A 13,610-nucleotide genomic window follows, 5' to 3' on the forward strand; every position below is an offset into this window, starting at 1 on the left:
TGGGCGCTGTCAGTCATTGCAAGAGATACCCAATTGATTCAAACCGCGCTCAATGTCATCGGCCACGGACGGTCTTGACAACAAATATTGTCCGGTTTTATTAGTCCACTCTTCCCGGGCCACTCGGTAAGCTTCTTCCCATTCATCCTTACTGTAATCACCGCGACCAATGTACATTAATGCGACTAAAGTGGATTGTTGATCTGGGCGCAGATTATCAATGGCATTCGCCACTTCTTGATAACTAAGATCTTCGGCGTGATCAGCTAAAACGTAGTTGGCATCCATATCGTCGGTGATTTCTGGAAAGCTAACCCCCTCTTTCGCCTGGAATTCCCTTGCTCTCCAGAGAATGTCGCAAATGATACCTGAGTTAAGGTTCAGCATAGCCCCTCCTTAGAATTACTCTCCTACATTAAATTTATTCTATACAAATTAAAAACTCAATGTTGATTATATGTCATAAATGTATATTTTAATTGCTTGCAATTGCTAAATATGCAATCATATTGAACAATTTAAACTTAGACTGTTAGTCATGAAATTAGAAGATTTAGCTCAACTTAGAGACAAGCACTTAGAATTACAAAAAACATCCCGTTTGTTATCAAGAAACAGATACGACACCAAACACTTCATTTATCCTCCAAAAAGCTTTGAATTTTCAGAAAAATTAGGCACTTACCTGAATTTTTCCAAGGAAGCTGATGCTTATGAAATGAAATTACAGCAAAAATGGGAAGTTAGGTTTCAATCAAACGATCCTGCTGTTGCCAATAAAGCGCTCAAAGAATTAATGGATAAAATCAAATTTGAGCAAAAAACATTAGAAGAAAGCCCTTTGTCTCTGGATTTTCCTTTACCACGAATAAATTCCTTAGAACAATTTACGCACTTCATCTATAGCTTATATCGCGAAGAGATTAATTTCAGGATGGGCATCTACGTTCTTCATACAACAATTACTAAAGCTCTGAATCAACTTGAAATCAGGCAAAAGCAATTAGCTGATGATGCTGATCCAGCTCTGCAAATGCAATTAGATGGTTATTTCGTTTCATTAAACGAAGCACATGAAGCATTAAGCAAGCGCATCAATGATTATCCATTAATTAAAATAACAATTGAAAATTACATTACTGATCTTATGAGGTCAGTACAGAGCAAATTTGAAAAAGCCCTGGCAAAGCTCAAATTGAAAATAGATGATTTATCCCTTAAAAATTCAAAAGGTGATGAAAATTATTCAAAGGTTAGTCAGGAAGGACAAACCCTATATAAAGAGCTGCTTGCGCGAAGTAAATGCTTTTTTGAGAATGGCTCCCTTGAGAAGATAAATGGATTTAAACAAGATTGCCTAGCGTACATCCAAGCAGCCAAATCTGAATTAAAAAATCATCGAGGCTGGGCTGAGGCTTTGAACAACTTTACCTACGTTCTATTGTCTATGTTGTCGTTCTTTATAGTGAATACGGTTAGCTATTGCGCTACCGGGCAGTTCCGCTTTTTACCAAAGCCGAAAACGGACTCTCTAGTGAAACTTGAGCAGTTCCAGTCCTCTGTACAGGAACTCACTCCAGGCATCTAAAACATTGGCAAACTAAACGTCTAGTGCCCTGCTTCTTTGGTACTCCTTAGACCGCGGACGGGAATATCGATATCATAGATATAGTGCTGAATGATTTGTTTAGCCTGTTCACTTGTCAAAGGTTTGGTCAGGGCACCTTCCATGAAATAATCTACGCAATCGTATTTCACGACTTCCGCTTCAAAACCGGTTAAAGCAATAATAGGCACGCGAAACCCGCTGCCCTCTTCTTTTTTTCTCATTTGTTTGGAAACGACATAACCTGATGTGCCTTCAAGGCCAATATCCATGAACACTAAATCGTATTTACCGGGTTTAAACAGTTCAATCGCTTTGTCTCCTGACTCAGCAATATCCACCTGGCAATCCAACTGCATCAGTAAGGCCTGAGCAGCTTTTTGCGCGATTGTGTTGTCTTCAACCATCAAGATTTTAGGAATTTTGCTGTGGGTGAAAGGTAGGGGCTTTTTTTCAGCAATTTTCACCTCAGCATTATTTTTTTGTAATTGCTCCTTTACCTTGCTTAATTGCTCTTCCATTTTTTTACGTTCAGTCACATCCGTTAAAATAACCATCAAACCTTCTACTTTTTTATCTTCATTGATGAGTGGTATTCGGGTTGATTGAAAATAAAGGATTTGATTATTCCTGGAATCAATTACAGGAGATTCCTCTTTTTGTTCAACAACTTCGCCAGAAACCAGGGAGTTAATGTCTTCATGCTTGAACTGCTGAATCCTTTCTTCAGACCATGGGAGAAGTTGGGTAATCTCCTTATATGTTTTTCCGACCAAATCTTCAGGATTTTTTAAGCCAATAAGCTCCAGAAAATTACGGTTTGCACCGATGAAAATGCAGTTTTTATCTAATATATAAAGAAGATTGGGAAGGCATGCAAGGATTTCGCTAATGTAATCAAGTACGAGATTAGAACCTTCCCTTTCTTTTGTCTGAGACATTAAATTTCTCCCATAAGATGATGATTCTGTTAAAGTATAGTACATAGATTCCTGGATCGTAGCGGACAAGAAAACCTTTACAAACAGTCGTATCTTCTCTAAAGAATTGCGAATATAATTAGTCTTTTTGCAAAGAAGCTATACCAATGATTTTTTTTAAGCCATTAAAAAACAAGGATATTTCTATTCTCCATGCATGGTTGCAATTGGCTCATATTCGTGAATTTTGGGATGATGGACATCGCAAGTTAGGGGCCGTCAAAAAACACTATCTGAAAGACGATGGCACCATGCGCTTTATTATTTCAATTGGTGATGAACCCATTGGTTATATTCAACAATATCCCATTGAGCGGCATCATCCTTTCTGGATTTATACCCAAAGCTTCCCCTGTGTCGGCGTGGATTTTTTTATCGGCAATTACACCTACCTGGGAAAGGGTTTGGCAGCAACCATTTTGCATGAATTTATTAAAAAATATTGTTTTATGGCTGCTGAAATTTTAGTGGATCCAGATGTAAATAATTATAAAGCTCTACACACATACAAGCGCCTGGGTTTTGAGGTGATTACGGACATATCTTCTAAGGGGAAAGCACATCAGCTACTGTCTTTGCATCAGTCCATTAACCCACCTGAGCGAATTTTAGTAGTAGGTAAGCCAGGGAGCGGGAAAGCCAGTTTTACTCAAGCACTAAAAAAGAAACTGGGTTTGCCCCTTCTGTATCTGGACCGCCTTCTTTCATCACGACTGGCCGATCAAGAAGATCGCCTTGCGCAACTCAATCCCGATATGATTCATACAGAAAATTGGATTATTGAAGAGCATTCATTTGACTCCTTACAAAGGCACTATCCCGATGCGAAACTATGCCTTTATTTAAAATTTCCTCGCTGGCACTGCTATTTAAGAATGTTAAAACATCTCTTCTCAAAATCCAGCGAAAGCAAGAGAAATTTGACGTGGCGCGAGGCGTGTAGCTGGACTTATTTAAAATACATTTGGCATTGGGATTTTTACTCTCAAATTTTACTTAGGGAATTAAGTAAGCAATATCCTGAAGTAACTGTTATGGAATTAGGCACTAAAAATGAAATAAGCAAATTTGAGAAATACCTTTTGATGGTGGATAAATAATGGCACCGTCAAGCAATTTTTAGCCAGATTGCTCGGCAATATACCACTTATGAGTTTCGGTTCTCGGTAATGCCTTTACTCCATGCCCCTCAATAAAAGCAACGATAGCCCAACGGGCGAAGGGTTTTCCGACCAGTGTGTCGTCAAGTTGAATAACATCATGCCATCCAGCCTTAAAATCTGCTGAAGGCATAAGTTGTTTGAAATTACTGGCGAGCATAAAAATAGCTTGTCCCTCTACATGTTCGATTAACTGCAAATCATCCGGGCAACTTCCAATTCTTAATCCTGGTGAACTTTCGGCAATCGCCAAAGTAAAAGAACCTGCATCAAAATGGGGTTTGGCCAAGTACTTACCAGATTGTTGCCAATCATAGCGTAAAAATCGCAACAGAACATGAGCCGGTTCAGCCGCAAAAACTTTTTCAGTAACACCGGCAAATTGTCCATCCAAGACTTGCAATACATTAAATACAGTCTGATAAGCAAGGTCCCAAATAGGCTTTGCTTTTAACATAAAGTCCAGAACAACAGGATGCTTATCGAGAAAATTAGCGTAATTTCTTAACAACGCTGGATGAAAATGAAAAAAATCTTTTGAATCATTATAAATATGATCTGCCGCCTCCCGATGTTTAAAGCCAACATCGCCCCGTCGATGCTGAGGGGCTATCGTGAAATTGATGTGTTCTTTCACCTCTGCCGGCTCCTCTAGGAACTTAAAAAAAGCTTCCATGGCTTCCAGAAGAACGCTATGCTCAATTTCAAAAGGAACAGGAGCATAAAATTGAGTTTGAAGTTGTTTAAAAATAACATCGGATGTAAGCATGCACTCTGTCCGGCAAATTTCTTGTGCTAAGCATAGCAGAAGTAAACCTTTCTTACAGGAGGCTCTTCACTTCCTCCTAGCCTTAAAGCCGATTTGTTGAAAGAGTAGGAGAATATTCTTTTTCTATTCCTAATTTCTTGCTTGATTTGTTTTCAGCCTTTGGTTAAGATGGTGCTATTGACCAAAAAAAGAACACTCCAACGTCAAGAAAATGATTGTAAAGTGATAAACGAGGATGTTTCATGTCTTTTAATAAGGTAATGAGTTCGCCTGAAACTGAAATTCAGGCTTCTAAATGGCAGAAGCAAGATACCGTTTGGATGCTTAGTCTTTATGGTACAGCAATTGGCGCAGGCACATTATTCTTGCCAATTAATGCTGGTCTTGCTGGCATTTGGCCTCTCATTATTATGTTAGTATTGGCCTTTCCGATGACCTATTTTTCTCATCAGGCCCTATGCCGATTCGTCCTCTCAGGCTCTTCTTCCAACTCAGACATTACTGAGGTTGTTGATGAGCATTTTGGCCCTCTCGCAGGAAAAATATTAACCTTTCTTTATTTTTTTGCAATCTACCCCATTTTACTGATGTACAGCGTGGCCATTACAAATACGACAGAGAATTTTATTGTTCATCAAATGGGATTAACAGCCCCTCCCAGAGCCTTACTAGCCATTCTTTTGATTTTAGTGTTGATGGCCATTGTTCGCTTCGGCCAAGAAATCATTGTAAAATCCATGAGCGTATTGGTTTATCCGTTCGTTAGTATTTTGCTTATTCTCTCTCTGTATTTGGTTCCTCACTGGAATGATGCCATTTTTCAACACAGCGCTACGGTAAATAGCAACGGATCACATGGTTTTTTAATGACTCTCTGGCTTATTATTCCGGTCATGGTCTTCTCCTTTAACCATTCCCCTATCATTTCTTCATTTGCAGTAAGCCAAAAGAAATACTATGGGAAGGATGCCGATGAGAAAAGCTCTTGGATTTTAAAATACAGTCACATTATGATGGTGGGTACTGTGATGTTTTTTGTATTCAGTTGCGTGCTTAGCTTATCACCCCAGGACTTGGCGCAGGCAAAACAACAAAATATTTCCATCCTGTCTTACCTGGCTAATCATTTTAAAACGCCAATCATGGCCTATATTGCTCCTTTGATTGCCTTTATAGCCATTTCCAAATCATTTCTCGGCCATTATTTGGGAGCAAGTGAGGGCCTGCAGGGATTAGTCAGTAAAGCGCTTGAAAGCCGAGGGAAAAATTTAAGTTCCAAAACCCTCTGCTATTTTATTGAAGGATTCATGATAATTACTTGCTGGATTGTAGCTACTTTAAATCCCAGTATTCTGGGTATGATAGAGACTCTGGGCGGACCAGTAATTGCAGTAATCTTATTTTTAATGCCCATGTATGCCATTTTAAAAGTACCTGCCATGAAAAAATTTCAACGTCCTTTAAGTAATTTATTCATTACTTTCATTGGTTTTGTAGCTATTTCAGCTATTCTATATGGTTTAATTTCTTGAAACTTGCTTTGGGAAGCAATCGCGTTTGTTGCTTCCCGCCCCATATTAATTAAAAGGCTTTAAATGATCTTTTAGATAATCTGAAAGCTCCCTTTCATTAAGATGCATCATATTTTTGTGAATATTTTTTTTAATCATATTCTTAACATTCTTGTTTAAATGTTGTTCAACCAATCCTTCGATGTCAGAGCCCATAATAAAAACAAGCCCATCGTAATCTTGATGAGTTCTGCCATGCTCTAATTCATGAGCTACCTTTCTGGCAAAATTATCAATTTGGATTTCCTCAGGATCAGTAGGCTGGCTGTACGCACCATGCCCTGGCCCCATCGTTTGATAGCGACCTTGCCTATCTGAAACAATCTCACTGGTTTTCTGTTTATTTTCAGGAGCTTTCATTTCCTTTATCAGTTTTAGCTGATGAGATTTTTGTTCGTAATTATAAATTCGACAATCATTGCTATTTGCAGTCACTATCCATTTCATTTCATATTTCCTTACATGAATGCCAATTTTTTTAAGTATAGTATTGCCATAATTTTTCGCGAATCGTGAAAGAAACTATATGCTAAAATTAAGGTATAAATACAAGCTAAGCTGTGAGTATCATGAGATACAAATACACCGCAAAAGTCCATTTTGAAGATGGAAAAACAATAAAGAAACATGGTGATAAAATCTCAAAATTGCTTGTATGGATGAAGCAGGAGGCAAAGAGGAATTACTCCGAAATAAATGGTGAGATTATTGATAATAAATTGCATCAAATTGTTAAAAATATTCACTATGATCCGCACGACAGGATTTAATATGGAGAGAGGGTTATGGAAAAATTTATTAATCGACATGAAGCAGGACGGATTCTTGCCGATCAATTAAAATCATTCATCAATAACCCCAACGTTCTTGTTTTAGCCTTACCAAGAGGTGGTGTACCAGTGGCTTATGAGATTGCTGCTGCGCTTTCTGCTCCTCTTGATGTTTTTATTGTTCGTAAACTCGGTGTTCCCGGCCATGAAGAATTAGCTATGGGTGCCATTGCTTCAGGCGATACCATTATTTTTAATCAAGAAATTATTGATGCATTACACATTCCAAAAAAAGACATTGAAGAAACCATCAGTATAGAAAAAAAGGAACTCTCTCGTCGTGAATCCATATATCGAAACAATTCACCTTATCCTTCTCTTAGAAACAAGATCATTATTTTAGTGGATGATGGTATTGCCACCGGAGCGACCATGCGAGCAGCCATTAAGGCTTTAAGAAAACAACAACCGAGCCGATTGATTATGGCAGTTCCTGTGGCTGCATTTTCAACTTACAAAGAAATGTCAGGACTGGTGGACGAAATCATATGCCCTCTTCAGCCTTTACATTTCTACGCGGTAGGTTTGTGGTACGAAGATTTTTCTCAAACGACAGATACTGAGGTTTCTGAATTACTGGAAAAAAGAAAAACTAATTACATGAAAGAGATGTCTACAGCTGTCTAATTTCTAGGAGCTATATATGACGCATTATTCCTTAAACATGGAGCATGCTGTAAACATCAATGGTAAAAATACAGTACTTCATGGATTTCTGTATATTCCTAAAAAGGCTGTGGGTCTTGTTTTATTTGCTCATGGTAGCGGCAGTAGCCGATTCAGCACCCGCAATCAATTCGTGGCTAAGATACTGAATAAATCGGGAATTGCTTCCCTCTTGTTTGATTTGCTGACTCCTGAAGAAGAGATTATAGATTTAGAAACTCGTGAATTTCGTTTTAACGTGAATCTGCTGTCTTTAAGGTTGCTGCAAGCGGCGGATTGGTGCTTGAAAGAAGAGCTAAATTTACCAATGGCTTATTTTGGCGCCAGCACAGGAGCTGCAGCAGCATTGATAGCTGAAACAAAACAAAATCATTTAATACAAGCGGTGGTTTCTCGTGGAGGCCGGCCGGATTTAGCCGGAAATTGCTTACACTTGGTTAAAGCCCCCACTTTATTGATTGTTGGAGCCAATGATGAAATTGTGATTAATCTAAATAAGAAGGCACTTGCACAGATGTCTTGCATCAAAAAATTGGAAATTGTCCCGGGTGCCAGCCATTTGTTTGAGGAACCTGGAACTTTAAGTGAAGTTGCAAGACTCACAAGGGACTGGTTTTTAGATTATCTGAAACCCAATGGCGGTAAAAGGAAATTAGATGATAGAGCAAGCCGAACAAAAATTGATAAATTTATTAAATGAATACATTGAACCTTTGGAACTTGAAGAACAGACCCTCTCCAATTTACTAAAAAAAATTGGTAATGCTCGTTTTGTTTTGCTTGGTGAAGCCACCCACGGCAGCTATGAGTTTTATCAAGCAAGAATTGAAATTAGCCGTCAGCTTATTGAAAAGAAAGGTTTCATGGCTATTGCTATTGAGGGAGACTGGCCAGACGCCTATAGCGTCCATCGCTATATTCAGGGTCAGAGCTCACAAAACAATGCATTAGACGCTTTAGAGGATTTTAAGCGTTTCCCAATGTGGATGTGGAGAAATGCCACCATACCTCCTTTTTTAGAATGGCTTCGCCAATATAATGACTCGCTCTCCCCTGCACGCAAAATCGGATTTTATGGACTTGACTTATATAGTCTAAATTCATCCATGCAAGCAGTGACAAGCTATCTAATGAGCGTTGATCCTGCTGCCGCTCAACGTGCCCGAACCCGTTATTCCTGTTTTGATCACAGCAGTACTGATCCACAGACTTATGGGTATTTAACCAATATCGGAGTTAAAAAATCTTGCATTAAGGAAGCAGTGTCCGTACTTTTAGAATTGCAGCATAATGCATTTGCATACATTCGCAACGATGGCCTTGCTACAGAAGACGAATATTTTTTTGCTACGCAAAATGCTCGTGTAGTAAAGGACGCTGAAACCTACTATCGGTCCATGTTTGAAGGACGGGCTTCTTCATGGAACATTCGCGACAGACACATGGCAGAAACACTGAATGTACTCGCTGATCATTTAGAAAATCGCTTCGCCACACCAGCTAAAATCATCATTTGGGCTCACAATTCACACGTGGGTGATGCGCGCGCCACTGAAATGGCCGATCAAGGAGAAATAAATATTGGACAGCTGGTTCGAGAGCAGCATAATCACCATGCCTATGCCATAGGTTTTTCAACCTATTCAGGAACGGTTACGGCTGCATCCGAATGGGGTGCTGCCGCTGAATGTAAAACGATTAATCCTGGACTTGAAGGCAGTTATGAAGAATTATTCCATGAATTACAATACAAAAATTTTTTCCTGAATTTAATCAATAATCCCAAGTTAGAGCACTTTTTAAAAATTCCCCGTCTGCAAAGAGCAATTGGGGTGATTTATAGACCAGACGCAGAACGTCATAGCCATTATTTTTTCACTCATTTATCCTATCAATTCGACTCAATTATCCATTTTGATAAAACCACAGCTTTAGAGCCACTGGATGCCGCAAAAACCTAGTACACAGCGTTTTGCTTATAGAAGAAGAAAGTCGCGCACTCTATTGACCTTTTCTATTTTTGAAATTTATAGTAGTTCTTTCTAACTCGGCTAGGGAAAGTTATGTATAAACGATTACTATGGATAAGCTTATCATTGAGCTCTTTTGCATTATATGCACTTCCACCGATGAAGGATGAGCCTGTTTGCATCAGTGATTCCCTAACTGTTCCCTGCCCAAATCCTCAATGGGACGTTGGTATTTCTGCACTTTACCTTAAACCTTATTCCCCCCTGCTTCAACCCTATGTATTTTATCCAAGAGAGTATAAGGCCATTAAATCCGAACAAGACTGGGGATTTTTGCTTGAGGGCAGTTACCATTTCAACACAGGAAATGATATTAACATTAATTGGCTGCATTTTGACACGGATTACTCTGACTCTCGCTTCCGTGTGTTTGAAGACGTCGACATCCCCACCACATTTCGTCGAACTGATCTGGTTTTTGATAACCATTTTAATGCAGTAAACGTTGAATTTGCCCAGACCAGTAGTATTGGCCGCCACAGTGATTTTCGATATTTTGCCGGTCTCCAATACGTCTATGCAGATGTGTTAAGGACTGTTCATGATTATGAGCGTACAGGAGATCCAGGCCCTTTATTTGAGTTTCGGGGTACAACCCTAGACTCAAGTTATCAAGGCGTGGGCCCTCGACTAGGTATTGATATGACTCGCAAATTACCCGCTTCATTTTCACTATTTGCAAAGGGAGCCGCCGCTTTGCTGGTGGGCAAAGGCAAAGCCAAGTTGTCCGGAGAATTGCTAAGCAGTCTGCAAACTCAATTTTTAACCACTGCCAATCAGCGATACCGCATGGTACCGGAACTTGAGGCCAGCTTAGGCGCCAGTTATGATTTTAACTTATTCAACGGGCAGATGAGTCTCATGGCTGGTTGGCTCGTGCAGCATTACATTGATATTTTCATGCTGGTGCCAGGTGAAACCATTAACACAGAGAATAAGCTTAGCAGCCACCCGTACACATTAAGCGGCCCCTTCATTAAAGGAAAATGGCTTGCAAACGCTTAGTGCTCACCTTTATTTCTGCCTGATGGATTGAATTATGCTGGGCAAAATAAATATTCAATCTTGTCAGGCAGTTTTATTTTCCGGTCTATTAGCCCTTGCTTTTTTATTTCAAGGAACTTCTGATCTCTCGGTGTTAGGGATTAGTTATAGTCTCATGGTGTTTTGCTTTTTTTTAATGTTTATCCATTACCACGATAAAATTATATTGAGCATTAACCCTGTTCTATTTTTTATTGTACTTTGGCTAATATCAAGCATTGCACCCCTTTTCTTAGGCTATGTTGCCACAACCGCCTGGTTTGGAGTATTCCAATGCAGTCTTTGGCTTAGTGCTTTTTTAATTTTTACCTACTGCCCTAATCCCGAACGCTTGTGGTCATACATTCTCACCACGCTGTGGATATGTGCATTAATTTCTTCATTTCAAGCCCTGGTGCAAGTTGTTGCCCTTCAAGAAATGCCTGTTGGTTTATTTATCAACAAAAATAGCCACGCGGCATTTTTAATGTTCGTGGTCATTCTTTTGAGTGGAAAATTTCTCACAATTAAGAGCACCACTCAGCCTTTAGGGAAAATTTTTAAATGGGGGTTAGGAGCCAGTATTTTTTTAATGAGTACAGTGATGCTACTGGTGCTAAGTCGAGGCATCATCGTCAGCTTTTCAATTGCAATGCCAGCATTGTTTTTCCAAACTAGGGATGGGGGAAATAGGGATCGATGGTTTGAGCTCGCGCTGATTTTTTTTGCGGCTTTATTAGCCATTTTTCTATTCGCAAAACCGGCCATTGCTCACCGAATAGCATTATTACACCAGGAGAAATCAAGAGTTGTTCTTTGGGAAGGCGCCTGGCATCTCTGGCAAAACCAAAAATGGTTTGGTGTGGGTATTTTTAATTTCATGCATTACTATCCAGCCTTCAGTCTGCCTGGTGATGGCTCAAATTTACAGTATGCTCATAATGACTACTTGCAGCTACTTATAGAGATTGGAGTCATTGGTCTGCTCAGTTTTATGGCCATTTTGTATTACATTATTGCTACTGGATGGTGTTTTAAAGCAGCCCATCAAACGGCCAAAGCCATTTCTTTAAAATCAGCCACTTTAGCTGTCGCTGCGCTCAGCTTACATAGTTTTGTCGATTTTAACTTTTACGTTTTAGGATTGAATTGCTTGCTGGGTTGTGGATTGGGTTATGTTCATCGAACCTTGCATGAAGTCGATGTGTTTCCTGTCTGTGAAATTAAAATAGCTCCAACTATTCGCAGCATCTCGCAAATATCAATGGCGGCCCTGTTCTTGATTCTAACAATCCAGGGAATGCGCTTGCTGATGCTTGATGTTTATGTTCAAAGAGCTGAGCGGTCACTGCAATTATTAAATTTCAACCAGGCGGACGACCACATCAAACAAGCCATTCGTTGGTTTCCTTATTCCGATCTTCGCAGTCGAAGAGTTGATATTCTCTTAAAGCAAGCTGAAGCCTGCAGAAAAAAAAGTGAAATTCATAGAATTGGCAAAGCTGTCGAGGAAGAATTACGCTTGGCATTAATCGAAAATCCTTTCAACAGCAAAGCCTATTTTCAGCTGGGATTAGTCTATAGCCTTTACCTGAACAAAACCACTCAAGCCGAACAGTTATTCAATAAAGCTGTGACATTATACCCTCAATTTAATTTGGCGCGGCTCACTCTAGCCCAATTTTTAATCGCTAAAGGGGAGCTGGTTCACGCGCATGAGCTCCTTGAGTCGGGATTAAACTACCCAATTCAAAATGAATACGCTGAAATGTATTTAAACTATTTGGGAAAACTTCGTTATGAACATGGTCAAAAAAAGTGGGCATTGCAGGTTTTTAATCGACTAAACCAGTTAAACGTGAAAAAAACCGATTATAGCGACTTGAAAATTAGCTCACTGTAATCTCTATTTAAGATTAAAAGCGGAAAAACCTCTGTGCATTTTCTGTCGGCAATAATTTTCTAAGATATACTTGCTAAATGACTGCAATAAACAAGGACCGTTATGAAGCTTGATTACGTGATGTGTGCCTCCGAAGAAGGTTTTCATAAAGTTGTCTACTCGGAGTGGGGTTTGTCTGAACAAAATGGAAGCGCTGTCATCTGTGTCCATGGTTTAACCCGAAATCGCCATGACTTTGATCCCTTAGCGCAATTTCTAAGTGCAGATGGCCACCATGTCTTTTGTCCTGATATTGTTGGTCGTGGGGATAGTGATTGGCTAAAAAATTTCAAACATTATAATTACCAGCAATACATTCTGGATATGAATGTATTGATTGCTCGAACCGGCGCAAAACGGCTTCACTGGATTGGTACCTCTATGGGAGGCTTAATCGGCATGTTTTTAGCGGGACTCCCAAACTCACCCATTCAAAGTTTGATATTGAATGACATTGGCCCCCAACTTCCTCTTGATGCTTTGGGAAGATTAAATCAATACGTTGGTAGAAGTAATCGTTTTAAAACTCTGGAGGAAGCCAAGCAACATTATAAAACCATTCACTCAGGCTTTGGTGAGCTCACAGAAGATCAATGGGATTATGTAACTAGACATAGCATTAAAGAACAATCCCCGGGAGTGTTTGTTCCTAAAGTAGATCCACACATTAAGGCTTCTAAACCTGCTACCCAGCTTTTAAAAGAATTCTTTAGTAATCCTCATCGGGCTCTAGAGGGCATTTTTTTTGATATTGATCTCTGGTATCTGTGGCAAAAAGTTAAATGTCCTGTATTGGTTATTCACGGTAAAAAATCTGACTTACTTTTACCCGAATACATTAGGCGAATGCAACGGAGCCACCCTTCAGTGGATGTGTTTGAAATTGAAGAGGCCGGACATGCTCCTATCCTTTTTCACCGCAGGGAGCATGAGATGATTGCCAATTGGTTACCTGGAGATAAAGAATTACAAAAAATCCGCACACTCGTGGATTGATTTTAAAAATTATGCATCCTTAAGGAACTTCTCCTAA

At 39.5% G+C, this 13,610-nt stretch carries 14 protein-coding genes; 10 read left to right on the forward strand and 4 right to left on the reverse strand.

The genetic code is table 11. The features are described 5' to 3' along the window. Positions 1-9 precede the first annotated feature (9 nt). Positions 10-387, reverse strand: coding sequence for a DUF3775 domain-containing protein (locus EL203_RS07755; protein WP_058470864.1), 378 nt, complete (start codon positions 385-387; stop codon positions 10-12). Between the two features lie 151 nt (positions 388-538). On the opposite strand from EL203_RS07755, the gene EL203_RS07760 reads away from it, so the two are divergent. Next, a complete protein-coding gene (locus tag EL203_RS07760) occupies positions 539-1,588 on the forward strand; it encodes a hypothetical protein (RefSeq protein ID WP_058470863.1) in 1,050 nt (349 codons plus the stop codon). A gap of 20 nt (positions 1,589-1,608) precedes the next feature. Here EL203_RS07760 and EL203_RS07765 read toward each other — a convergent pair whose 3' ends face one another. Next, positions 1,609-2,547: a response regulator gene (locus tag EL203_RS07765; protein WP_058470862.1), complete on the reverse strand. Its 939-nt coding sequence runs from the start codon at positions 2,545-2,547 to the stop codon at positions 1,609-1,611. A gap of 146 nt (positions 2,548-2,693) precedes the next feature. Between EL203_RS07765 and EL203_RS07770 the strand changes: the two genes are divergently transcribed. Beyond that, the gene (locus EL203_RS07770) at positions 2,694-3,686 is read left to right on the forward strand and encodes a GNAT family N-acetyltransferase (RefSeq protein WP_058470861.1); all 993 of its coding nucleotides are present in this window, start codon (positions 2,694-2,696) and stop codon (positions 3,684-3,686) included. A 19-nt stretch (positions 3,687-3,705) separates the two neighbouring features. On the opposite strand, the gene EL203_RS07775 is transcribed toward EL203_RS07770, so the two are convergent. Then, a complete protein-coding gene (locus EL203_RS07775) occupies positions 3,706-4,515 on the reverse strand; it encodes a hypothetical protein (RefSeq protein ID WP_058470860.1) in 810 nt (269 codons plus the stop codon). A 242-nt stretch (positions 4,516-4,757) separates the two neighbouring features. Here EL203_RS07775 and EL203_RS07780 point away from each other — a divergent pair, with 242 nt between their 5' ends. Continuing rightward, entirely contained in the window at positions 4,758-6,047 is a 1,290-nt protein-coding gene (locus EL203_RS07780; protein ID WP_058470859.1) for a serine/threonine transporter, read from the forward strand. Positions 6,048-6,092: 45 nt separating this feature from the next. Here the strand turns inward: EL203_RS07780 and EL203_RS07785 are convergent, their stop codons facing one another. Continuing rightward, complete coding sequence (locus EL203_RS07785; protein ID WP_058470858.1) at positions 6,093-6,533, reverse strand: host attachment protein; 441 nt, start codon at positions 6,531-6,533, stop codon at positions 6,093-6,095. Positions 6,534-6,655: 122 nt separating this feature from the next. Between EL203_RS07785 and EL203_RS07790 the strand changes: the two genes are divergently transcribed. From EL203_RS07790 to EL203_RS07820, 7 genes are all read left to right on the forward strand, one after another. Next, complete coding sequence (locus tag EL203_RS07790) at positions 6,656-6,856, forward strand: hypothetical protein (protein WP_058470857.1); 201 nt, start codon at positions 6,656-6,658, stop codon at positions 6,854-6,856. A 15-nt stretch (positions 6,857-6,871) separates the two neighbouring features. After that, positions 6,872-7,543 carry a phosphoribosyltransferase gene (locus EL203_RS07795; RefSeq protein ID WP_058470856.1) on the forward strand — a complete coding sequence of 224 codons (672 nt, stop codon included), beginning with the start codon at positions 6,872-6,874 and terminating at the stop codon, positions 7,541-7,543. A 16-nt stretch (positions 7,544-7,559) separates the two neighbouring features. Next, positions 7,560-8,282, forward strand: coding sequence for a dienelactone hydrolase family protein (locus tag EL203_RS07800; RefSeq protein WP_058470855.1), 723 nt, complete (start codon positions 7,560-7,562; stop codon positions 8,280-8,282). After that, entirely contained in the window at positions 8,239-9,543 is a 1,305-nt protein-coding gene (locus EL203_RS07805) for an erythromycin esterase family protein (RefSeq protein WP_058470854.1), read from the forward strand. The genes EL203_RS07800 and EL203_RS07805 overlap by 44 nt, the downstream gene beginning before the upstream one ends. Positions 9,544-9,645: 102 nt before the next feature. Further along, positions 9,646-10,617, forward strand: coding sequence for an Lpg1974 family pore-forming outer membrane protein (locus EL203_RS07810; protein WP_058470853.1), 972 nt, complete (start codon positions 9,646-9,648; stop codon positions 10,615-10,617). Positions 10,618-10,651: 34 nt separating this feature from the next. Continuing rightward, complete coding sequence (locus EL203_RS07815) at positions 10,652-12,538, forward strand: O-antigen ligase family protein (protein ID WP_058470852.1); 1,887 nt, start codon at positions 10,652-10,654, stop codon at positions 12,536-12,538. Between the two features lie 102 nt (positions 12,539-12,640). After that, entirely contained in the window at positions 12,641-13,573 is a 933-nt protein-coding gene (locus EL203_RS07820) for an alpha/beta fold hydrolase (RefSeq protein ID WP_058470851.1), read from the forward strand. Positions 13,574-13,610: the final 37 nt, after the last annotated feature.

The organism is Legionella jordanis (assembly GCF_900637635.1).
Lineage (GTDB): Bacteria > Pseudomonadota > Gammaproteobacteria > Legionellales > Legionellaceae > Tatlockia > Tatlockia jordanis.

Coding starts and splice junctions, on each gene's coding strand:
- EL203_RS07770 (WP_058470861.1), top strand. CDS start 2,694: ATGATTTTTTTTAAGCCATTAAAAAACAAGGATATTTCTATTCTCCAT.
- EL203_RS07775 (WP_058470860.1), bottom strand. CDS start 4,515: ATGCTTACATCCGATGTTATTTTTAAACAACTTCAAACTCAATTTTAT.
- EL203_RS07780 (WP_058470859.1), top strand. CDS start 4,758: ATGTCTTTTAATAAGGTAATGAGTTCGCCTGAAACTGAAATTCAGGCT.
- EL203_RS07755 (WP_058470864.1), bottom strand. CDS start 387: ATGCTGAACCTTAACTCAGGTATCATTTGCGACATTCTCTGGAGAGCA.
- EL203_RS07800 (WP_058470855.1), top strand. CDS start 7,560: ATGACGCATTATTCCTTAAACATGGAGCATGCTGTAAACATCAATGGT.
- EL203_RS07810 (WP_058470853.1), top strand. CDS start 9,646: ATGTATAAACGATTACTATGGATAAGCTTATCATTGAGCTCTTTTGCA.
- EL203_RS07805 (WP_058470854.1), top strand. CDS start 8,239: ATGATAGAGCAAGCCGAACAAAAATTGATAAATTTATTAAATGAATAC.
- EL203_RS07765 (WP_058470862.1), bottom strand. CDS start 2,547: ATGTCTCAGACAAAAGAAAGGGAAGGTTCTAATCTCGTACTTGATTAC.
- EL203_RS07820 (WP_058470851.1), top strand. CDS start 12,641: ATGAAGCTTGATTACGTGATGTGTGCCTCCGAAGAAGGTTTTCATAAA.
- EL203_RS07795 (WP_058470856.1), top strand. CDS start 6,872: ATGGAAAAATTTATTAATCGACATGAAGCAGGACGGATTCTTGCCGAT.
- EL203_RS07815 (WP_058470852.1), top strand. CDS start 10,652: ATGCTGGGCAAAATAAATATTCAATCTTGTCAGGCAGTTTTATTTTCC.
- EL203_RS07790 (WP_058470857.1), top strand. CDS start 6,656: ATGAGATACAAATACACCGCAAAAGTCCATTTTGAAGATGGAAAAACA.
- EL203_RS07760 (WP_058470863.1), top strand. CDS start 539: ATGAAATTAGAAGATTTAGCTCAACTTAGAGACAAGCACTTAGAATTA.
- EL203_RS07785 (WP_058470858.1), bottom strand. CDS start 6,533: ATGAAATGGATAGTGACTGCAAATAGCAATGATTGTCGAATTTATAAT.